The sequence below is a fragment of the Kitasatospora sp. NPDC101235 genome, from assembly GCF_044767505.1.
Classification (GTDB): Bacteria; Actinomycetota; Actinomycetes; order Streptomycetales; family Streptomycetaceae; genus Kitasatospora.
Map to the genome: position 1 here is coordinate 328,453 of NZ_JBIWNZ010000003.1, position 19,776 is coordinate 348,228.

Annotated in this window: 21 protein-coding genes; 9 read left to right on the forward strand and 12 right to left on the reverse strand. The window is 73.3% G+C overall.

Going from position 1 to position 19,776, the window contains the following annotated elements; genetic code table 11:
• Nucleotides 1–42: 42 nt before the first annotated feature.
• From ACIRRH_RS07665 to ACIRRH_RS07680, 4 genes are all read right to left on the reverse strand, one after another.
• Entirely contained in the window at nucleotides 43–534 is a 492-nt protein-coding gene (locus ACIRRH_RS07665) for a MarR family winged helix-turn-helix transcriptional regulator (RefSeq protein ID WP_363380669.1), read from the reverse strand.
• 63 nt (nucleotides 535–597) lie between these two features.
• A complete protein-coding gene (locus ACIRRH_RS07670) occupies nucleotides 598–1,878 on the reverse strand; it encodes a glycosyltransferase family 39 protein (RefSeq protein WP_403063117.1) in 1,281 nt (426 codons plus the stop codon).
• A 242-nt stretch (nucleotides 1,879–2,120) separates the two neighbouring features.
• Nucleotides 2,121–3,794 carry an RICIN domain-containing protein gene (locus ACIRRH_RS07675; protein ID WP_403063120.1) on the reverse strand — a complete coding sequence of 558 codons (1,674 nt, stop codon included), beginning with the start codon at nucleotides 3,792–3,794 and terminating at the stop codon, nucleotides 2,121–2,123.
• Nucleotides 3,795–4,036: 242 nt separating this feature from the next.
• Nucleotides 4,037–4,276 carry a chaplin gene (locus tag ACIRRH_RS07680; RefSeq protein ID WP_403063123.1) on the reverse strand — a complete coding sequence of 80 codons (240 nt, stop codon included), beginning with the start codon at nucleotides 4,274–4,276 and terminating at the stop codon, nucleotides 4,037–4,039.
• A 574-nt stretch (nucleotides 4,277–4,850) separates the two neighbouring features.
• Here ACIRRH_RS07680 and ACIRRH_RS07685 point away from each other — a divergent pair.
• From ACIRRH_RS07685 to ACIRRH_RS07695, 3 genes are all read left to right on the forward strand, one after another.
• On the forward strand, nucleotides 4,851–5,135 hold the full coding sequence (locus tag ACIRRH_RS07685; RefSeq protein ID WP_403063126.1) for a chaplin: 285 nt from the start codon (nucleotides 4,851–4,853) through the stop codon (nucleotides 5,133–5,135).
• An 80-nt stretch (nucleotides 5,136–5,215) separates the two neighbouring features.
• Nucleotides 5,216–5,491, forward strand: a complete 276-nt coding sequence (locus ACIRRH_RS07690; protein WP_403063129.1) for a chaplin — start codon at nucleotides 5,216–5,218, stop codon at nucleotides 5,489–5,491.
• A gap of 112 nt (nucleotides 5,492–5,603) precedes the next feature.
• Complete coding sequence (locus ACIRRH_RS07695) at nucleotides 5,604–5,981, forward strand: hypothetical protein (protein ID WP_403063132.1); 378 nt, start codon at nucleotides 5,604–5,606, stop codon at nucleotides 5,979–5,981.
• Nucleotides 5,982–6,063: 82 nt separating this feature from the next.
• Here ACIRRH_RS07695 and ACIRRH_RS07700 read toward each other — a convergent pair whose 3' ends face one another.
• Complete coding sequence (locus ACIRRH_RS07700; RefSeq protein WP_403063135.1) at nucleotides 6,064–6,729, reverse strand: hypothetical protein; 666 nt, start codon at nucleotides 6,727–6,729, stop codon at nucleotides 6,064–6,066.
• A 300-nt stretch (nucleotides 6,730–7,029) separates the two neighbouring features.
• Here ACIRRH_RS07700 and ACIRRH_RS07705 point away from each other — a divergent pair, with 300 nt between their 5' ends.
• The 3 genes from ACIRRH_RS07705 (at nucleotide 7,030) to ACIRRH_RS07715 (ending at nucleotide 8,274) form a co-directional block, all read left to right on the forward strand.
• Nucleotides 7,030–7,374: a rodlet layer protein gene (locus ACIRRH_RS07705; protein WP_403063138.1), complete on the forward strand. Its 345-nt coding sequence runs from the start codon at nucleotides 7,030–7,032 to the stop codon at nucleotides 7,372–7,374.
• 79 nt (nucleotides 7,375–7,453) lie between these two features.
• A complete protein-coding gene (locus tag ACIRRH_RS07710; RefSeq protein WP_403063141.1) occupies nucleotides 7,454–7,798 on the forward strand; it encodes a rodlet layer protein in 345 nt (114 codons plus the stop codon).
• 212 nt (nucleotides 7,799–8,010) lie between these two features.
• Nucleotides 8,011–8,274 carry a hypothetical protein gene (locus ACIRRH_RS07715; RefSeq protein ID WP_403063144.1) on the forward strand — a complete coding sequence of 88 codons (264 nt, stop codon included), beginning with the start codon at nucleotides 8,011–8,013 and terminating at the stop codon, nucleotides 8,272–8,274.
• Nucleotides 8,275–8,341: 67 nt separating this feature from the next.
• Here the strand turns inward: ACIRRH_RS07715 and hemB are convergent, their stop codons facing one another.
• The 7 genes from hemB to ACIRRH_RS07750 form a co-directional block, all read right to left on the reverse strand.
• Complete coding sequence (hemB, locus tag ACIRRH_RS07720) at nucleotides 8,342–9,322, reverse strand: porphobilinogen synthase (protein WP_403063147.1); 981 nt, start codon at nucleotides 9,320–9,322, stop codon at nucleotides 8,342–8,344.
• A 68-nt stretch (nucleotides 9,323–9,390) separates the two neighbouring features.
• On the reverse strand, nucleotides 9,391–11,040 hold the full coding sequence (locus ACIRRH_RS07725; protein ID WP_403063150.1) for a uroporphyrinogen-III synthase: 1,650 nt from the start codon (nucleotides 11,038–11,040) through the stop codon (nucleotides 9,391–9,393).
• On the reverse strand, nucleotides 11,037–12,044 hold the full coding sequence (gene hemC / locus ACIRRH_RS07730) for a hydroxymethylbilane synthase (RefSeq protein WP_403063153.1): 1,008 nt from the start codon (nucleotides 12,042–12,044) through the stop codon (nucleotides 11,037–11,039). The genes ACIRRH_RS07725 and hemC overlap by 4 nt, the downstream gene beginning before the upstream one ends.
• A gap of 41 nt (nucleotides 12,045–12,085) precedes the next feature.
• On the reverse strand, nucleotides 12,086–13,426 hold the full coding sequence (locus ACIRRH_RS07735) for a glutamyl-tRNA reductase (RefSeq protein ID WP_403063156.1): 1,341 nt from the start codon (nucleotides 13,424–13,426) through the stop codon (nucleotides 12,086–12,088).
• 25 nt (nucleotides 13,427–13,451) lie between these two features.
• Nucleotides 13,452–14,348 carry a redox-sensing transcriptional repressor Rex gene (locus ACIRRH_RS07740; RefSeq protein ID WP_403063694.1) on the reverse strand — a complete coding sequence of 299 codons (897 nt, stop codon included), beginning with the start codon at nucleotides 14,346–14,348 and terminating at the stop codon, nucleotides 13,452–13,454.
• A 107-nt stretch (nucleotides 14,349–14,455) separates the two neighbouring features.
• Nucleotides 14,456–15,202 carry an exonuclease domain-containing protein gene (locus ACIRRH_RS07745; RefSeq protein ID WP_403063159.1) on the reverse strand — a complete coding sequence of 249 codons (747 nt, stop codon included), beginning with the start codon at nucleotides 15,200–15,202 and terminating at the stop codon, nucleotides 14,456–14,458.
• Nucleotides 15,203–15,373: 171 nt separating this feature from the next.
• On the reverse strand, nucleotides 15,374–15,667 hold the full coding sequence (locus tag ACIRRH_RS07750; protein ID WP_224285312.1) for a glutaredoxin family protein: 294 nt from the start codon (nucleotides 15,665–15,667) through the stop codon (nucleotides 15,374–15,376).
• 105 nt (nucleotides 15,668–15,772) lie between these two features.
• On the opposite strand from ACIRRH_RS07750, the gene ACIRRH_RS07755 reads away from it, so the two are divergent.
• The 3 genes from ACIRRH_RS07755 to ACIRRH_RS07765 all read left to right on the forward strand — a co-directional run bounded on the left by ACIRRH_RS07755 (nucleotide 15,773) and on the right by ACIRRH_RS07765 (nucleotide 19,732).
• Nucleotides 15,773–16,774: an HAD family hydrolase gene (locus tag ACIRRH_RS07755; protein WP_403063162.1), complete on the forward strand. Its 1,002-nt coding sequence runs from the start codon at nucleotides 15,773–15,775 to the stop codon at nucleotides 16,772–16,774.
• 587 nt (nucleotides 16,775–17,361) lie between these two features.
• Nucleotides 17,362–18,183 carry an ECF subfamily RNA polymerase sigma factor, BldN family gene (locus ACIRRH_RS07760; protein ID WP_403063697.1) on the forward strand — a complete coding sequence of 274 codons (822 nt, stop codon included), beginning with the start codon at nucleotides 17,362–17,364 and terminating at the stop codon, nucleotides 18,181–18,183.
• Between the two features lie 265 nt (nucleotides 18,184–18,448).
• Nucleotides 18,449–19,732 (forward strand): DUF5667 domain-containing protein, encoded by a 1,284-nt coding sequence (locus tag ACIRRH_RS07765; RefSeq protein WP_403063165.1) that lies wholly within the window; start codon nucleotides 18,449–18,451, stop codon nucleotides 19,730–19,732.
• Nucleotides 19,733–19,776 lie beyond the last annotated feature (44 nt).

The window sequence follows — 19,776 nt, forward strand, 5'->3', positions numbered from 1 at the left end:
CGGCAGGCCGGCGCAGGGCCTTCGAGCAGCAGCCGGGGAGGGTCAGCCCCGGGAGCGGCGGGCGCGGCGAACGGTGCGCTCGACCTCGACCGGCTCCGCGAGATGGCCCTCCACCAGGTGCGTCAGGGCCGAGACGAACACCTCGCGCTCGGGCCGCGGCAGCGACTCCAGCAGCTCGCGGTGCACCCGGTCGGCGATCGCGGTGCCCTGCACCACGGCCCGCTCGCCCGCCTCGGTGACCGAGACGATCCGGGCCCGCCGGTCGGTCGCGGACGGGCGGCGCTCGGCCAGGCCCGCTTTCTCCAGCTCGTCGACGGTGACCACCATGGTCGTCTTGTCCAGGTCCGTCAGCTCGGCCAGCTGGATCTGGGTGCGCTCGGCCTCCTGCGCGTGGAACAGCACGCAGTAGGCGCGCGGGGTGATCCCGAGCTCGGTGAAGGCGGCCGCCATCCGGGTGGCCAGCACGTGGCTCGCGTGGTCCATCAGCCCGGAGATGTCGCGGATCTGGCGCACGGGCGGCGGGGTCGTCGTCATGCGTCCGAGGTTAGCAACGGCCCGTCTGCTGCCGGATGATCCCGTTGCCAACCAACGCCGGGTCTACGGGATGCCCAACTCGAACAGCGCATACCCCGCGTACCAGCCCGCCGCGAGGACCGGCATCGCCAGCAGCCCGGCCAGCGAGGAGGTCCGCAGCCGGCGCAGCGCCACCGCCAGGCCGATGCAGAGCGGAAAGGCGGGCAGCAGGTAGCGCGAGATGTTGCCGAAGATCTGGTTGCTGCTCAGCGCCGTGAGGATGGTGAGCGCGGTGTAGACCCACAGCACCAGCGGCGGCCGGGTGCGCCAGAGCAGCACCAGCAGCCCGGGCAGGGCGATCAGGAGCGCGATCGCGATCAGGTCCGGGACGGGGTTGGACTGCCAGAAGTCCCAGTGGCCGGTGATCACGTCCATGATCGTGCGCAGGGTGGAGGCGCCGCCGTCGAAGTAGCGGTTCCAGGCGCCCTGCTGGAGCTTGAAGTAGCCGCCCCAGTCGCCCATCTTCCAGCCGACCCAGGCGATGTAGCCGATCAGACCCCAGGGGGTGATCAGCATCGCGGTCAGCGGGCGGGCCACCCCGTCGGTGCGGCGGACCAGCGCGACCAGCGCGGCTATCGAGACGGCGGCGATCAGCGCGGCGGCGGTCGGCCGGTTGAGCCCCGCGACCAGCGCCAGCAGGCCGGCCGCGAGCCAGCGGCGGGTCATCACGCAGTAGCAGGCCCAGGCGGACAGCGCGACGAACAGTGAGTCCGAGTAGACCGCCCACTCCACGCCGGAGCCCGGGAACAGCCCCCAGAGCACCGCCGCGATCACACCCGCCCGGAAGCCGCCGAGCCGCTCGGCGACCGCGAAGATCCCGGCCGCGGCGACCAGCGAGGCGAGCACCGAGACGACGATCCCGGAGCCGTACGGGCCGAGCCCGGTGACCGTGCCGACCAGCCGCATCAGCCAGGGGTAGAGCGGGAAGAAGGCGGCCGAGTTCTCGTAGTACGTGGCCAGCGGGAAGCCGTGCAGCGGGATCAGCTGCGGGTTGTACCCGTTCTCGGCGATCCGCTGGTACCAGACGCCGTCCCAGGTGCCCAGCACGTCCCAGGCGTTGGCACCGCCGCCGCGGCCCGGCTGCTTCTTCAGGTAGTCGCCGGTGTGCGAGAGCAGCAGCATGAAGACGGTCAGACCGATGGCCTTGACCACCGCGTACGCGCCCAGCGCGGGCGCGAAGCGGTCCACCAGCGCCCCGAACCGTCCGGGCCGCCGGCCCGTCCGTTCCTCGGAGGCCTCCGCCGGTGCCGCGCCGGGCGCTTCGGGCTGGGTGCTGGACGACTCGGTGCTCGATGCCGTGCTCATCTGCTCTGGGTACTCCCCGCCCCGCCCGTGGTCCGCGCGGCTCCGGCGCAACGATTTTCCCGTGAGCCTACGGCACGCCCCCGAACCGAAAACCCCTGGCGCCCCCGGACCGGCGCCCGGCACCATGCCGCCCGTGCCGAACACCACGCCGCCACGCCGCGTCCGAGCCGCCCGTACGGCCGACGAACGCGGCCGTCGCCGCCCGGTCGGGGGCGGCGACGGCGTGAGGACGTGCGGGCGGATCAGCCGTGGACGTAGACGATGCCGAGCTTGGTGAGCTGCCAGAGCTGGTTGGCGGCGCCGGTGTCGGTGGCGAGTTCGACGTACGGGTTGCCCTTGGCGTCGAGGGTGGTGCCGGCGGCCAGGACCTTGGTCTGGTCCTGGGAGTCGGCGATCTTGTAGCGGCCGTTGCCGGCCGGCTTGAACACCCAGTGCTGGTTGCCGCCGCCGTTGCAGCCCCACTGCTGGATCCGGGTGCCGGGGGCGGTGGAGGCGGCGTTGGCGTCCAGGCACATGTCCCGGTTGCCGCTGAAGTCGAGCTCGTAGCTGCCGCCGGCCTTGGCCTCCAGGACGAAGGACTGGTTGAGCCCGCCGGTGGCCGGGTAGCTGATCGCGGGCCGGCCGTTGGTGGAGTCGCCGTAGGTGCCGCCACCGGTGAGGTCGAGCGCGTTGCCGGTGGCCGCGTTGGTCAGCTGGTACCAGGAGCCGTCCTCGGGGACGTCGCCGAACGGCTGTCCGGGCGTGAGCGGCTGGATCGAGGTGGTGTTCTGCTGGTTGAGCGTGCAGTACGCCTGCGCCAGCTCGGGCCGGGCGTAGAACTGGCCGAGGCAGACGCCCTCACCGCGGTAGCCGGCCACCCGCAGGTGGTACGACTGGCGGACCATGTTCATGCACAGCCCGGGGATGCCGATCTGCGAGTCGCAGCCGTTGCGCACCCACTCGGAGAGGTTGATGACGTCCCCGTTGGTGTACTCGTACGGGGAGGTCGTCCACTCCGCGCAGACCTCGTGCCCGAAGGCGACCCGCCGCTGGTCCAGGTAGCGGACGCCGGGCACCTGCTCGACGGCACCGCGCAGCGCGTCACTGAGCGTCGGCACCACCCAGTTGTGGCCCCAGGCGAGGTCCTCGGGGAAGGCCGGGCAGCCGTCGGCGACCTTGCCGAGGTAGTCGTTGCGCCGGATGTCCGGGGTGATCGGGTTGAAGTACGACTGGTAGACCAGCTGGTACGAGGAGTCGGCGTAGCCGGCCTTGCGCATGGTCTGGCGGATGTTCTGGAGCGCCGCGACCACCTTGGGCTGGACGCCCTTGGCGCGCCGGCGGATCTCGTCGCTGCCGATGGTGTCCCGGCAGCCCTGGTCCTTGGGGACCGGGAAGTACTGCGCGAGGCAGTGCATCATGATGCCGCTGAAGTCGAAGTCGTCGTTGGCGCCGATGGTGACGACGACCATCTTGACGTCGTACCTGGCCGCCGTGTCGGCCAGCTTGACGTCCTGCTTGGGCTCGCCGAAGTCGCCGCTGCCGGAGCCGGTGATCTTGGCCAGCTCCGGGTCGCTGACCAGGTCGCCGGTCTGGGCGCCGGAGCAGGCGAGGTCGATCGGGGTGACCCCGGGGATGTCGGTGACGAAGATCTCCGACTTGGGATGGCGGTGGCAGTAGTTGGTGGGGCTGTCCGTCTCCGGGAAGTAGCCGTCGTTGGTGTCGGTGCCAGCGCCCTCCCCGGAGATGGCGCTGTCGCCGAGGGCGACGATCGCGGCCGGACGGGTGGCCGCGGGTGCGGCCGGGGCGGGGTCGGCCAGGGCGGTGGGGGCGCCGGCCAGGCCGAGGGTGGCGAGGAGGACTCCGGTGGCGAGCAGCGCGGCGCACCGGGAGGACCCGGTACGCGTCCGCCGCGCCGCCGACAGGGGGGACCTGATCACACGCGACTCCTTGCGGGGGTGGGGGACCGCCCGGGCGGGGGCGCCGAGCGGCGCGGAGCAAGAGAGGAGCAGGAAAGGTGAGCAGGTCTCGCATTCTAGGAACTGACAAGTAACACAACAAGACTCGCGACATCGCCGGGAACTGACGAACGGGCACGATCCCGGAAAACAGAAGCCGCCACCCCGCGCCCCAGGAGGGAAGCGCGGAACGGCGGCTCTCACCGGCCGAACCGGGTGCGGGCTCAGCCCTTGTTGAGGCAGTGGTGGCCGAACGTCGGGTTCAGCAGGCCGACGATGTTGATGGTGTTGCCGCACAGGTTGATCGGCACGTGGATCGGCACCTCGATCTGGTTGCCCGAGACGACACCGGGGGAGTTGGCGACGACGCCCTCGGCGCCCGCGCCGGCCATGGCGGTGCCGGCACCGGCGGCCACGATGCCCGCCACGGCCGCGCCGACGGCGGCGGTCTTCTTGATGCTCATAGCGAGCCTCCTGACTGTTCGACAGAGATGCACGGGGAGTGCGACATCTAGAACGAGACCCCGCGAGGCCGGTTGCGACGGCCCACGCACTGTCACCCATCCGGGGCAACGGCGCCGCGGACCGGGCATTCGGGTGATCGGAGGACCGGACCGTTTCCCCGTGCACGGTGCCTCGTTCTCCCTGACGGAACCCGGTCTCCACCGGCCCTCACGCACGAATCGAGTACCGCCCATGCGCAAGCACGCCCACGGCGTCGTCGGCATCGCGGCCACGGGCGGTCCGCTCGGCGTGGCGGGCCTCCCAAAGCCGGCGCCCGGCAACCCGTGCCGGAACGCCTGACCGGAATTCCATCTGGTCGCGCCTTTGTCCGAAGCCTTTCCCGGCCGTGCGGGAATTGTTTCGACAGGCACCGCGACCCGGCCGCCGCGGCCACGCCCGAGCCATGGGCGGGACACGCCGACATCCGCCGACCGCAGTGACAATCACGGCAATCCCTGAAAACAGCGGGTGAGTATTCCTGCTCGCCCGGCGCCCGAAATTTCCCTTCCGTCGGGCCGAAATCGAAGGAACGACATGCGCAACTTCAAGAAGGCCGCCGTCCTGTCGCTGGGCGCCGGCGGCCTGGTGCTCGGTGCCGCCGGCGGCGCGTTCGCCAGCGCGGGCGCCGAGGGTGTCGCCGCCGGCTCCCCCGGCGTGCTCTCCGGCAACCAGATCCAGGCGCCGATCCACATCCCGGCCAACGTGTGCGGCAACACCGTCAACATTCTCATCGGTGTGCTGAACCCGGCGTTCGGCAACAAGTGCGCCAACGTGGAGGTGCACTCGCACCACGAGCACGAGCACGACGACGACTACTGATTCACCCGAGCCCGTGCTGCGCCCCGCAGCGCCGGGGCGCAGCACGCTCCACCCGTATGTGATCGAGGAGATCAACCCCCATGCAGAACATGAAGAAGGCCGCCGTCCTCTCCGCCGCCGCCGCCGGCCTGGTGCTGGGTGCAGCGGGCTCCGCCGCCGCCGGCGCGGGCGCCCAGGGCGTGGCCGCCGGCTCCCCCGGCGTGCTCTCCGGCAACCAGATCCAGGCGCCGATCCACATCCCCTTGAACGTCTGCGGCAACACCATCACCGTCGTCGGCCTGCTGAACCCGGCCTTCGGCAACAAGTGCGCCAACGTGGAGGTGCACCCGCACCACGAGCACGACGACGACTGCTGATCCCCGATCGGCACGCGTTCCGGCCGTCCTGCCCCCCGACCAGCCGGCCGGGGGGCAGTTCGGCATCCCCGGACAGCCGTCCGGGACCCCCGATCCACCGAAGGTGATCACCATGGTTTCGAAGAAGAGCGCGGCCGGCCTGGCCGCCGCCGTGGGTGCCGCGGTACTGCTCGGCGCCGGTTCGGCGCAGGCCGCCACCGCGCCGGGCGAGGCGCCGGCCGGCCCGGCCACGCTGACCAAGACCGACGTCGGCCAGGCGCTGAACGGGACGACCACCGGCCTCGGCTATGGCATCGCGCCGATCAAGAGCCTGCGGCTGGACCCGTGGGCGAAGTCCTCGGCCGACTTCCTCAACAACGGCGCGGCCTTGCAGCCGGACCAGGGCCTGCCCGCCGTCGGTACCGGGACGCTGGCCGGCCCGCTGAGCGATGGCGGCGGCATCAAGGGTCTCCCGCTGGCCGGCGGGCTGACCGGCCTCCTGCCGGGCTGAGCCTCCGGACGTACGAGAGCCCGGCATCCCCGCCGCGCGGCCGGGGTGCCGGGCTCTCGTGCTCTGTGCGCCGGAGCGACGGCTAGAGCCGGGTGACGTCGGTCAGGCCGGTCTGCCCCACCACGCCGGTGGTCATCGCGGTGGTGGTCCCGGCCAGGGCGCCCGCCGTGTCGGTGACGGAGAGCCGGCTGTCCTCGCCGCCGAGGCTGGCCTTGGCCCCGGGGACCATCTGCACCGCGCCGGTGACCAGCCGCGGGTCGATCTCGTCCACCTTGAGCCGGCCGTCGGCGAGCTGACCGGCGCCGTCCTGGGCGAGCGAGAGCGGCTTGCCGAGGGTGAGACCCGGGGTCTTGGCGTGCAGCGGCGCGGCCGGGGCGTCCAGCAGCACCTTGCCGAGGTCGGCGCTCCGGTCGACCAGCGGGAGCGGCAGCTCGGCCTGGGCGCTCGGGCCGGCCTTGCCGGTGCCCAGCTCGGGGAGGATCCGCTCCGGGATCAGCTCGCCGCCGGTGCTGGTGGTCGGGCCGGGGACGGGCGGCATCACCAGCGAGGTCGGGATCCCGGCCGTGAGGCGGCTGCCCAGCGGGGCGAGCGGGATGTCCGCCGGGACCTGCTGGGTGGCCAGCGCATCCTCCAGGGCGCCGACCTGGTCGGGGCCGACCGGGGCGGCGGCGCAGGCCGCTCCCGGGGAGGCGAGCACGCCGGCACCGACCGCCAGCAGCATCGCGCCGGCCCGCTTGGAGAACTTCATGCTTTTCACCGTTCTGCTGTCCGTACTGGAGATCACTGGGAAGGGCTGCGGGGGCCGCAGCCGGAAAGCGATCTGCTCAACGAGTGACCGGGAACGCGGATTGCGACGGTTAACCGATTCGGGCTAATAATCCGACCGGAATCCCTTCGCCGTCGCGCCTCCGGGACTCTTTTCAGGAATCCCCGTAACCTTCCGTGCCGTCGTTCTTTGATCTGGACGTCAGTGACTGCAGACCGGGCCTGAGCGTTCTCAGCGTTGTACGCACGGAATCCAAAGAGCATTTCAGAGAGGGATCTCGCCATGATCCAGAAGTCCTTCGCCGCAGCCGGCCTGGCCGTCGCCGCGCTGGCCGCCGCCGCCGCGCCCGCCTCGGCCATCGGCGACTCGGACGGCGCCGCGGCCTCGATCGAGGGCAACGGCGGCACCAACTTCACCGGCACGGTCGGGAACGACAGCCCGAACTTCCACTTCCTGGACAACCCGAACATCTGCCTGCCGGAGATCCACAACGTCGCGGTCGGTGTGGCCGGTGTGGCCGTCCCGGTCGAGGTCCCGATCGCCAACAGCGGTGGGAAGCAGTTCTGCACCATCGGCCAGGGCACCCAGAGCCAGGGCGACGGTGGCATCTCCCACCTGGTCGGCTGACGCTCCGCTCTCCCTGCACCACCCCTCTGTTCCACCTCCGAATCGCTCCCCGATTCACCCTTGAGAGGAAAACCCGGAAATGATCAAGAAGACCCTCGCCGCGGCCGGCCTGGCCGCCGCCGCCCTCGCGATGTCCGCCGGCTCGGCCTCCGCCATCGCCGACTCGGATGGCGCCGCCACCTCCGTCCAGGGCAACGGCGGCACCAACCACACCGGCACCACCGGCAACGGCAGCCCGAACAGCCACGTTCTGGACAACCCGAACATCTGCCTGCCGGAGATCCACAACGTCGCCGTCGGCGTCATCGGCGTCGCGGTGCCGGTCGAGGTCCCGATCCTGAACAACCAGCCGAAGCAGATCTGCGACGTCGGCCAGAACACCCAGTCCTCGGGCGACTCGGGCATCTCGCACCTGATCGGCTGATCAAGGGGCCTGGGACGGACGGAGGGCCCGGGGAGGAAAGCCTCCCCGGGCCCTCCGGGCTGTGCGGACGAAGTGTCCCTCCGGGCCGCGCCGCAGCGCGGTCCGGAGGGGTGACCGGCGGTCCGGTCCGGCGTGGGGCGCGGGACCGAGCGGCCGGATGTGATCACGTGTCAGAGCGCCCGCGGGGGCGCTCCCAGAGAGAGGGCAGTCCCATGAAGAGCAAGCTGGCCAAGGCCGCCCTGACCGCCGCCGCACTGGCACTCGCGGGTGCCGCCACCCCGGCCTTCGCCCACGTCGGCGTGGCCGGCGGCGGCGAGTTCATCGCCTCCGCCGACCAGCCGTTCGCGGCCGCCGAGGGCTTCGGCGTCGCCCACACCAGCGACATCGTCGCCGGCGGCTTCGGCGGCGGCGCGGCCACCTCCAAGGACGTGATCGGCGGCGGCGCGGGCTTCGTCCACATCGACGGCTGGAAGTAGCAGAAACCCGGAAGGCCGGGCCGCCCCCGTGGGGACGGCCCGGCCTTCCGTCGTGCGGCGTCTCGGCCTACTTGAGCATCGCGGCGGCTTCGAGGGCCCAGTAGGTGAGGATCTGCTCGGCACCCGCGCGGCGGATCGAGGTGAGCGTCTCCATGATCATCCGCTCCCGGTCGATCCAGCCGTTCGCGGCGGCCGCCTCGACCATCGCGTACTCGCCGGACACCTGGTACGCGGAGACCGGCACCGGGGAGGCGTCGGCGACCTGGCGCAGGACGTCCAGGTAGGCCATGGCGGGCTTCACCATCACCATGTCCGCGCCCTCGGCGAGGTCCTGCGCCAGCTCGCGCAGCGACTCGCGGGCGTTGGCCGGGTCCTGCTGGTAGGTCTTGCGGTCGCCCTTGAGCGAGGAGCCGACGGCCTCGCGGAACGGGCCGTAGAAGGCCGAGGCGTACTTGGCGGTGTAGGCGAGGATGCCCACGTCCTGGTGCCCGGCCTCGTCCAGCGCCCGCCGGACCACGGCGATCTGGCCGTCCATCATGCCGGACGGGCCGACCAGGTGGACGCCGGCGTCGGCCTGCACCCGGGCCATCTCGGCGTAGCGCTCCAGGGTGGCGTCGTTGTCGACGCTGCCGTCGGCGGCCAGCACGCCGCAGTGGCCGTGGTCGGTGTACTCGTCCAGGCAGAGGTCCGACATGACCACCAGGGAGTCGCCGACCTCGGAGACCACGTCCCGGATCGCCTGCTGGAGGATGCCGTCCGGGTTGGTGCCCTCGGTGCCGGTCGCGTCCTGCACCTCCGGGACGCCGAACAGCATGAGACCGCCCAGGCCCGCCTCGGCCGCCTCCACCGCGGCCTTGCGCAGGGTGTCCCGGGTGTGCTGGACCACGCCCGGCATCGACCTCACCGGGACGGGCTCGCTGACGCCCTCGCGGACGAACAGCGGCAGGATCAGCTCCGCCGGGTGCAGCCGGGTCTCGGCCACCAGGCGGCGCATCGCCGGGCTCCGGCGCAGCCGGCGGGGGCGTACGTACGGGAATTCAGCGGACACGGCTTCTCTCTCCGAACGGTTGTGCAGTGCCGGGGGCGACGGTCGGCCGCCCCCGGCCATGAGGGGTGTCAGCGGGCCTTGCGGCGCGAGCCGGGACGGCGCTCGCTGGGCCGGTAGACCGGCTCACCGGCGGCCGTCGCGGTGTCGCGGCGCTTGGCTCCGAAGTCTGCCAGCGCCTGGGCCAGCGCGGCCGCCGACGGCGCCGGGGCCATCACGTCGACCCGCAGGCCGTGCTCCTCGGCGGTCTTGGCGGTGGCCGGGCCGATGCAGGCGATGACGGTCACGTTGTGCGGCTTGCCCGCGATGCCGACCAGGTTCCGGACGGTCGAGGACGAGGTGAACAGCACCGCGTCGAATCCGCCGCCCTTGATCGCCTCGCGGGTCTCGGCCGGCGGCGGCGAGGCGCGCACCGTCCGGTACGCCGTCACGTCGTCGACCTCCCAGCCGAGCTCGACCAGGCCGGCCACCAGGGTCTCGGTGGCGATGTCGGCGCGCGGCAGCAGCACCCGGTCGATCGGGTCGAAGACCGGGTCGTACGGCGGCCAGTCCTCCAGCAGGCCGGCCGCGGACTGCTCGCCGGAGGGCACCAGGTCCGGCTTCACGCCGAAGTCCACCAGGGCCTGCGCGGTGGTCTCGCCGACCGCCGCGACCTTGATCCCGGCGAACGCGCGGGCGTCCAGGCCGTACTCCTCGAACTTCTCCCGGACGGCGCGCACCGCGTTCACCGAGGTGAAGGCGATCCACTCGTAGCGGCCGGTGACCAGGCCCTTGATGGCCCGCTCCATCTGCTGCGGGGTGCGCGGCGGCTCGACCGCAATGGTCGGCACCTCCTGCGGCACCGCGCCGTACGAGCGCAGCTGCTCGGACAGGCCGGTGGCCTGCTCCTTGGTGCGCGGCACGAGGACGTTCCAGCCGAACAGCGGCTTGGTCTCGAACCACGAGTGCGAGGCCCGGTGGGCGACCTGCTCGCCCACCACGGCTATCACCGACGTGGCCGGGTCGACCGGGGCGGAGACCGGCGAGGGCAGCACCCGGGCGGCCTTCAGGTCGGCGGCGATGCCGGACAGGGTGGAGGTGAAGGTCCGCTGGCGGGTGGTGGTGCCGGAGAGCGTGGCGCTCAGCGCCGACTCCGGCTTGCGGCCGCCCGCGACCAGGGCGGTGGCGGTGGCGGGCAGCTGGCCCAGGGTGGTGCGGACCACCAGGGTGGTCTCCGGCGCGCCCAGGTCCACCGGCTTGCCGGCCAGCAGCGCGGCGCCGTCCACGAAGCGCACGTCGGTGCCGGACCCGGCGCGCAGCGGGACGCCCGCGTACGCCGGGACGCCGACCGACTGGGCGACGCCGGGGATCACCTCGAACGGGATCCCGTCGCCCGCGCAGCTGAGCATCTCCTCGGCGGCGCAGCCGTCCAGGCCGGGGTCGCCGTCGACCGTGCGGACCACGTGCTTGCCGGAGCGGACGGCCTCGGCGACCAGCTTGGCCAGGTCGAGGTCGGTGCCCTCGACGGCGGGGGCGTGCACCTGCACGCCGGCCGGACAGTGGCTGCGCACGGCGGCGGCGGTCAGCGGGTCGGCGACCAGCACGTCGGCGGTGGACAGCACCTCGACCGCGCGCAAGGTCAGCAGGCCCGGGTCCCCGGGGCCCGCGCCCAGGAAGGTGCACCGTCCGGTGGCGGGCTGTCCCGCCGGGAACAGGGCGTCGGTGGCGGTGGTGGGGCTCATCGGGCTCGCTCCCCCATCAGGGTGGCCGCGCCCGCGGCGAGCAGCCGGTCAGCCAGCGCGCGGCCGAGGGCCGCCGCCTGCTGCTCGGCGGTCTCGTCGAGGACGATCGGACCGTTGGCGGACATCTTCAGCAGGGCGGTTCCGTCGGGGTCGCCGACCACACCGTCCAGCCGCAGTTCGTTCTCCCGGCCCCAGGTGGCCAGCGCGGCCACCGGCGCCGAGCAGCCGGCCTCCAGGGTGGCCAGCAGGGCGCGCTCGGCGGCCACGGCGACCCGGGTGGGGGCGTGGTCCAGGGCGGCGAGCGCGGCGATCAGCGCGGTGTCGGCGGTGGTGCACTCGATCGCGAGCGCGCCCTGGCCGGGGGCCGGGATCATCAGCTCGGTGTCGAGGTGCTGGGATATCTCGGCGCTGCGGCCGAGCCGGTTGAGGCCGGCCGTCGCCAGCACCACCGCGTCCAGCTCGCCGCTGGTCACGAAGCCGATCCGGGTGTCCACGTTGCCGCGGATCGCGACGGTCTCCAGCTGGGCGCCGCGGGCGGCGGCCCAGGCGTTCAGCTGCGCCATCCGGCGGGGCGAGCCGGTGCCGATCCGGGCCGGGCGGCCGGCGCCGGCGAGCTTCTCCACCAGCTCGTCCAGGGCCAGGCCCTCGGCCCCGACCAGGGCGTCCCGGACGTCCTCGCGCTCGGGGACGGCCGCCAGCACCAGGCCCGCGGGGGCGGCGGTGGGCAGGTCCTTGAGCGAGTGCACGGCGAAGTCGATCCGGCCCTCCAGCAGCGCGTCGCGCAGCGCGGAGACGAACACGCCGGTGCCGCCGATCTGCGCCAGCGACTCCCGGGAGGTGTCGCCGTAGGTGGTGATCTCGACCAGCTCGACGGGGCGCCCGGTGACCCTGGTCACCTCGCGGGCCACCATGCCCGACTGCGCCATGGCGAGGGCGCTGCGCCGGGTGCCGAGCCGCAGGGCCGCGGTGGCCGAGGGCTGCTCCGTGATCGGTTGACCATTCATGAGGTGATCGTCCCGGTGGTACTCGTGGGATGGCTGACGGTTCATCTGGTGCCCCCGGTCGAGGGCTGGGGCGCGCCGCCGAGGGGCGTGCCCGACACGGCGTGCACGGCCGCCGGGTCGAGGTCGAACAGTTCGCGCAGCGCCTCCGCGTAGGAGGCGCCGCCGGGCTCGGCGGCCAGCTGCTTCACCCGGACGGTCGGGGCGTGCAGCAGCTTGTCGACGACGCGGCGGACGGTCTGGGTGATCTCGGCGCGCGAGCGCTCGTCCAGGTCGGGCAGCCGGGAGTCCAGCCGGCCGAGCTCGGCGGCGACCACGTCGGAGGCCATCGAGCGCAGCGCGACCACGGTCGGCGCGATCCGGGCGGCCCGCTGGGCGGCGCCGAAGGCGCTCACCTCGTCGGAGACGATCCGGGTGACCTGGTCGACGTCGCCGGCGCCGGGGCTGGCGGCGTGCGCGTGGGAGAGGCTCTCCAGGTCGACCAGCAGGGCGCCGGCCAGCTCGTGCACGGCGTGGTCGACGTCGCGCGGCATGGCCAGGTCGAGCAGGGCCAGCGGCTCGGGCGCCGTGCGGGAGGCGACCGCGGCGGCCACGTCCGAGGCCTTGATCACCACGCCTGCCGCACCGGTGCAGGAGATCACCAGGTCCACGTCGGCGAGCGCCTCCGGCACCTTGGCGAGGTCCAGGACCCGGGCCACGTCCGGGCCGAGGATCTCGACCAGCCGCTCCGCGCGGGCCGGGGTCCGGTTGGCGATCAGCAGGTCGGTCACGCCGGAGCGGACCAGGGTGGCGGCGGCCAGCGAGCTCATCGAGCCGGCGCCGACCACCAGCGCGCGCTTGCCGGCGATCTCGCCCGCGCCCGCCGCGACCTGCTCCAGGCCGAAGGTGACCAGCGACTGGCCGGCCTTGTCGATGCCGGTCTCGCTGTGCGCCCGCTTGCCGACCCGCAGCGCCTGCTGGAACAGCTCGTTCAGGCCGCGCCCGGCGGTGTGCTCCTCCTGGGCCTTGGCCAGCGCGTCGCGCAGCTGGCCGAGGATCTGGCCCTCGCCGACGACCATCGAGTCCAGGCCGCAGGCCACCGAGAAGAGGTGGTGGACGGCGCGGTCCTCGTAGTGGACGTACAGGTGGGAGGTCAGTTCCTCCAGGTCCACCCCGCTGTGGTGGGCCAGCAGCAGCGACAGCTCGGCGACGCCGGCGTGGAACTTGTCCACGTCCGCGTACAGCTCGATCCGGTTGCAGGTGTTCAGCAGCGCGGCCTCGGCGACCGTCGCGGTGGCGGCCGCGTCGTGCAGCAGCCGGGTCGGTACCTCACCGGTCAGCGCGGCGCGCTCCAGCACCCCGACCGGGGCCGTGCGATGGCTCAGCCCTACGACGAGAAGGCTCATGCCCGCCCCTCACAGCTCTCGGTGTTCATGCGGGCATCACCGCGGAGAGATCCCCGTCGCCGCCCTTGGCGGACTTTTCCCTGGCCTGCTCGGCCTGGTCCTTGGCCGCCGACTCGGCGGTGCCGCGGCCCTTGCCGCTGCCGCCGGCCGCCCGGCGCAACTTGGCCGCGGCCGCCCGGACCGGACCGGGGGCACGGTCCAGCACCGACTCGGCGCGGTCGTCCGGTTCCTCCCCGGCCTTGCGCTGCTCGTGGAAGGCGAGGATCTGGAGCTCGATGGACAGGTCCACCTTGCGCACGTCCACGCCGTCCGGGACGGCCAGCACGGTCGGGGCGAAGTTCAGGATGCTCGTAACGCCTGCCTCGACCAGCCGGTCGCAAACCTGCTGGGCGGCACCGGGCGGGGTGGTGATCACGCCGATGGAGACGTGCTGGCTCTCGACGATCGACTCCAGCTCGTCCATGTGCCGCACCGGCAGTCCGGCCGCGGTGGAACCGACCACGTTGGGGTCGGCGTCCAACAGGGCGGCCACCCGGAAGCCACGGGAGGCGAACCCGCCGTAGTTGGCGAGCGCGTGGCCGAGGTTCCCGATGCCGACGATGACGACCGGCCAGTCCTGGGTCAGGCCGAGCTCGCGGGAGATCTGGTAGACGAGGTACTCGACGTCGTAGCCGACGCCGCGGGTGCCGTACGAGCCGAGGTAGGAGAAGTCCTTGCGCAGCTTGGCCGAGTTCACGCCGGCCGCGGCGGCCAGCTCCTCGGAGGAGACGGTCGGCACCGAGCGCTCGGAGAGCGCGGTGAGGGCCCGCAGGTAGAGGGGCAGGCGGGCGACGGTCGCCTCCGGGATGCCCCGGGCACGCGAGGGTCGGCGCGCGGCGCCCTGGTCGGGCGTCTGCGAACTGCTCTGTGGTGATCGGCCGATTGCCACGGTGCTCCTGTGGGTGAAGCTGGGCTTTGGCAGCCAGGCTATGCGTTTGTGAACGTGTGCACAAAGATGGTGTCCGTTTTGTCCCTCCACAGTGATGCGCATCACGCCGTCGAACCCATAGCACCGGCCTGGGTCAGTACGACCTCCGGGGCCCGGGAACCGGGCAGCCAGGGGCCGTACGGCGCCTCCCGGCGCACCAGCGGGACGGCGGTGCCGGACGGGCGGGAGCGGGCCCGGCCCAGCCGGGGCCAGGGCACCCCGGCGGCCTCGCGCAGCGGGCCGGCCCAGTCGTCCGGCGGGCAGGACGGGGCGCCCAGGCAGTGCCGCAGCAGCTCGGCGGTCACCCGGGCGTCGCCCAGTGCGGTGTGCGCCGGGTACCAGCCGAGGCCCGCCGCCTCCGCACAGGCCGCCAGGCCGTGACTGCGGGCCTCCGGCAGGTGGGCGCGGGCCAGCCGCATCGTGCACAGCAGCGGGACGGGCGGCAGCGGCACCCCTATCCGGGCGAACTCGCGATCCAGGAAGGCGTGGTCGCAGCTGACGTGGTGGCCGACCAGCACCCGCCCGGCCAGCAGCTCCAGCAGCCTCGGGGCGATCTCGCGGAAGCGCGGGGCGCCCTCGACGTCGCACTGGCGTATCCGGTGCACGTGGGTCGGGCCGACCGGGCCCAGCGGATCCAGCAGGGTGGCGAACTCCCCCTCGGGACACAACCGAGCGTCGAGCAGCACCACCGCGACCTCGACCACCCGGTGCCGCCACGGGCTGCGGCCGGTCGCCTCCACGTCCACCACGGCGAAGCCCCCGCCGCCGTCCAGGGCTCGGGGCGGCCCAGGGACAGGACCGGGAAGCATGGCGCACTCCTCGTGTGCTCAGCCCCCCACGGGCGCAAACGCGTTCGATCGTAAGCCGACCGACCCGCCCCGTCCCAAGCCGGAACGGGGTGTCTTCGGCAACGATTCGGCGAACCGCCCCCGCCGAGTGGCGGGGGTCGGTGCACGGACGAACGCCCGGTCAGGCCCCGCTCAACCGCCGAGGGCGGTGCGCAGACGGCGCTCGTCGACCCGCCAGAAGTCGTGCTGGCGGCCGTCGATCAGGGTGACCGGAATCTGCTCCCAGTAGCGGCGGTACAGCTCCTCGTCCTGGGTGATGTCCCGTTCCTCGAAGGACGCCCCCAGCTCGCCCGTCACCCGGAGGATCACCTCGCGGGCCTCGTCGCACAGGTGACAGCCGGGCTTGCCGACCAGGGTCACGGTCCGGTCCGCGGGCTCGGGGCTCTTACGTCGCAGCAGTGGGCTCACCGCCCCATTCTCCGCCATGGTGCCCACCCGTCTCCGGGGCGCCCTGCACCCGGTGGAGCTGTTCACCTCGCGGGCACGGCTCCGTCACGGCCGCCGCGCCCTCGGCTGGCTATCCTCGATGACATGGCCGTGCTCAGAAGGCTCACCCAGGCAAGGCGTACCAGCAGCGAGCGGAACGCCCTGGCCGGCGAAGCCGCAGCCGCGGCGGCCGAGGGGGCGCTGCGGGCCGAGCCCGAGCCGGAACCCGCCGGCGGGCCGGAAGGCGCCGCCGAGCCGGACGCACCGGCCGCCGCCAAGCCCGGCAAGGCGCCCAAGGCCCCGGCCGAGAACCACACCCCGGACCGGGACGACCCCCGCGCCGCCGCCTTCTTCGACTGCGACAACACCATCCTGCGCGGCGCCGCGATCTTCTACCTCGGCGTCGGCCTCTACCGCCGCGGCTTCCTCACCCGCCGCGACATCGCCCGGTTCGCCTGGCAGCAGGCCTGGTTCCGGCTGCACGGTGCCGAGGACCCGGACCACATCTCGGACGCCAAGCAGTCCGCCCTCGGCATCGTGGCCGGCAAGCGCACCGCCGACCTGGAGGCGATCTGCGAGGAGATCTTCGAGGTCGTCGTGGCCGACAAGATCTGGCCGGGCACCCGCGCCCTGGTCCAGATGCACCTGGACGCCGGACAGCGGGTCTGGCTGGTCACCGCCGCCCCACTGGAGGTGGCCCGGATCATCGCCCGGCGGCTCGGCATGACCGGCGCGCTGGGCACCGTCGCCGAGGCCCGGGACGGCCGGTACACCGGCCGGCTGGTCGGCGACCTGCTGCACGGACCGGCCAAGGCCGCCGCCGTCCGCGCGCTCGCCCGGCGCGAGCGCCTCGACCTCGACCGCTGCGCCGCCTACAGCGACTCGGCCAACGACATCCCGATGCTCTCGCTGGTCGGCCACCCGTACGTGGTGAACCCGGACGGCGCGCTGCGGCGCCACGCCCGGACCCAGGGCTGGCGGGTGCGGGACTTCCGGACCGGGCGCAAGGCGGCCCGGGTGGGGCTGCCGGCGGCGGCCGCGCTCGGGGTGCTGGCCGGCGCGACGGCGGCCGGGGTGGCGCTGAACCGGCGCCGCCGCCGCGCCTGAACCTCCCGCGACCGAGGCCGCGCGGGCCACTGAGGGACACCCGGAGACCGTCCGGGGCCGCCCGGGCTGTCCGGGCGGGCTCGCCCTGACGGGTGAGCGGTCGTCAACAGGGCCTCTGACCTGGCCCCTCTTACGGGCGAACTCCCCTTCACCGCAGGCGGTCCGATCCCCCTGTACGAATCTGTCGCCCAGCGACCGGTTCTGATCGTTCGCCAGGTCAGGGAAGTCGGGGGTTGCCGAGCCCCAAGGCTGGGAAACCGCCCCCCAGTCCCCCGAATTGGTCACCCTGAGCGCCTGTTCGATCACGTTGAGCCGGGTGAACGATGACAACTCCGGTCACTGTCGGCCGAATATGCACAACAAATGGATCCCAAACGACCACTTCGACCACACGGTGTAGCTGTCATTGCACAAAGCGTTATTCTCTCCTGGATGCACGTCGCCACGCGTCCCGCTCGAACGGTCGCTTCGGGGACTGCTCTCCGCGCAGGCGGAGGTGATCCGTCCACAGTTCTGCCTCTGGGAGTCCCGTGTACCCACCCGTCCGGAACGACGCGCCTGCACCCTCCCGCCCGTCGTCCGCGCCCCTGCGCCCCCGCACCGGCCTCGGCGGCCGGCCGACCGCCGAGCGGCAGATCTTCACGGGCCTGGACCTGTTGCGCACCCTGCTCCGCAGCCAGCTCGCCGTCTCGCCCCAACCCGCGCTCGCCGGAGGATCGTTCGTCCAGCCGCAAGCACCCGGCCCGGCGCTGCGCACCACCGCCGCCGGATCGGCCGGCACCGGCTCGCGCGGCCGCACCGGCACCGCCGGCGTCGGCCGGGGGCGCGCCCGGACCGCGCCCAGCCCCGGCTACGAGACCGAGCACAACCCGATCATGGAGCTGGTCGAGCGGGCCCAGGCCGGCGAGAGCGAGGCCTTCGGCCGGCTCTACGACCACTACGCGGACACCGTCTACCGCTACATCTACTACCGGGTCGGCAGCCGGGCCACCGCCGAGGACCTGACCAGCGAGACCTTCCTGCGCGCCCTGCGCCGGATCGGCACCTTCACCTGGCAGGGCCGGGACTTCGGCGCCTGGCTGGTCACCATCGCCCGCAACCTGGTCGCCGACCACTTCAAGTCCAGCCGCTTCCGGCTGGAGGTCACCACCGGAGAGATGCTCGACTCCAACGAGTGCGAGCGCAGCCCGGAGGAGTCGGTGCTGGAGTCGCTCTCCAACGCCGCGCTGCTGGACGCGGTACGCCGGCTCAACCCGCAGCAGCAGGAGTGCGTGACCCTCCGCTTCCTGCAGGGGCTCTCGGTGGCCGAGACGGCCCGGATCATGGGCAAGAACGAGGGCGCCATCAAGACCCTCCAGTACCGCGCCGTCCGCACCCTGGCCCGGCTGCTCCCGCCCGACGCGCGATGAGCCGGCCCCGGGACGGCGCCGCCGCCCTGTGGCCCGGCCGGCCGTCACCGTCCACGCCCGGCCGACACGTCAGGGTGAACGGTCGATCCGATGATCAGCCGTGCGTAACCGACCGCCCGCACCGCTCGTTGGCCAGCGTGCAAACCCCCACCGGGCGTACGGTCAAGTCGAATTGCGGCCTATCACCCGATGGAGTGGCTTTGGCCAGCCGGGGCAACCGTCCGGCAGGCCGGGGTGTCGACAACGACGAAGGGAGGTGTGGCCCGTGACGGCAAACGTGCTGGAGCACCGGCGGGCGAAGGCCTTCGCCGAGGCGCTGGAGGCCCACCAGGCGGAGCAAAGCGCTGCGGCCAACGCCGAATCGGACAACGCCACTGCCACCGGCGCCGGTTCGGTCGCAAGGGCCGAACTGGTCGGCCTGACCGACGCGCTGCGGGCGCTGCCCGGGCCGGTGCTGGACCGGGAGGTCCGCACGGTCCAACGCGCCCAGCTGATGGCCGCGTTCGAGCAGGCCTTCGCCGACGGGACGGGCACCCCGGTGCCCCGCCAACGCCGCCACCGGGCGATCCGGACGGCGCCGCGCGGCCGCTGGAGCCGCCGGTTCGCGATCGGCGGACTGGTCGCCGGGCTCGCCGTGGGCAGCCTGGCCGGCGCCGCCGCGGCCAGCTCCAACGCCCTCCCCGGGGACACGCTGTACGGCCTCAAGCGCGGGCTGGAAGGACTCCGGCTCGACCTCGCGGGCTCCGACTCCGAACGCGGCGAACTGCTGCTCGACAACGCGGCCACCCGGCTCGGCGAGGCCAAGACCCTGGTCGGCCGCACCGGTCCGGCCGGCGCGCTCAGCCCGGCCACCGTCGAACAGGTCCGCCGCGCCCTGAACGACATGCACGCCGACGCCCTCAAGGGCCGCGAGCTGCTGCGTTCGGTCTACCGCAGCAACGGCTCGCTCGACCCGATGCGGGCCCTGGCCGGGTTCGCCCACGACGAGGACGGCCGGTGGAGCGAGCTGCAGGGCAGGCTGCCCGTCCAGCTCACCCGGCAGGCCGACCTGGTGAACCGGCTCTTCGACGACATAAGCGAGGACGTCGCGCCCCTGCGCCTGGTCCTGCCCCCCGCCGAGAGCGGTGGCACGGCCGGCTCCGGAGCGGGCGACGGCTCGTCCGGCTCGACCGGTGGTTCCCCGGCCGGCTCCCCCGCGGCCGGCTCCGGCACCACGGCCGGTGCCGACAAGGCCCCGGGATCCGGCGCCGGCAACCGTCCCGGCGCCACCGAGCACGCCCCGGCCGACCCCGGCTCCGGCGCCTCCGGCAAGGGCGGCGTCCTGCCGGACACCCTGCCCAGCAGCGCCCCGGATGCCGTCAACGGCCTGGTCGGCGGCCTCACCAGCGGGCTCACCGGCACCAAGCCCTCGCCGAGCGCCGACGCGGCCCCGGCGCAGGCACCGCGGCCGGCCACGCCCAGCGCCCCGAACGCGGCCCAGCCGCAGGGCGTCGAGGTGCCCCCGCTGCTCCCGGACCTGCTGCCCGGGCTGCGCATCCTGGGCGGCTGACGGCAGGACGGCGAGGGCCCGGCGGAGTGCGATATCCGCCGGGC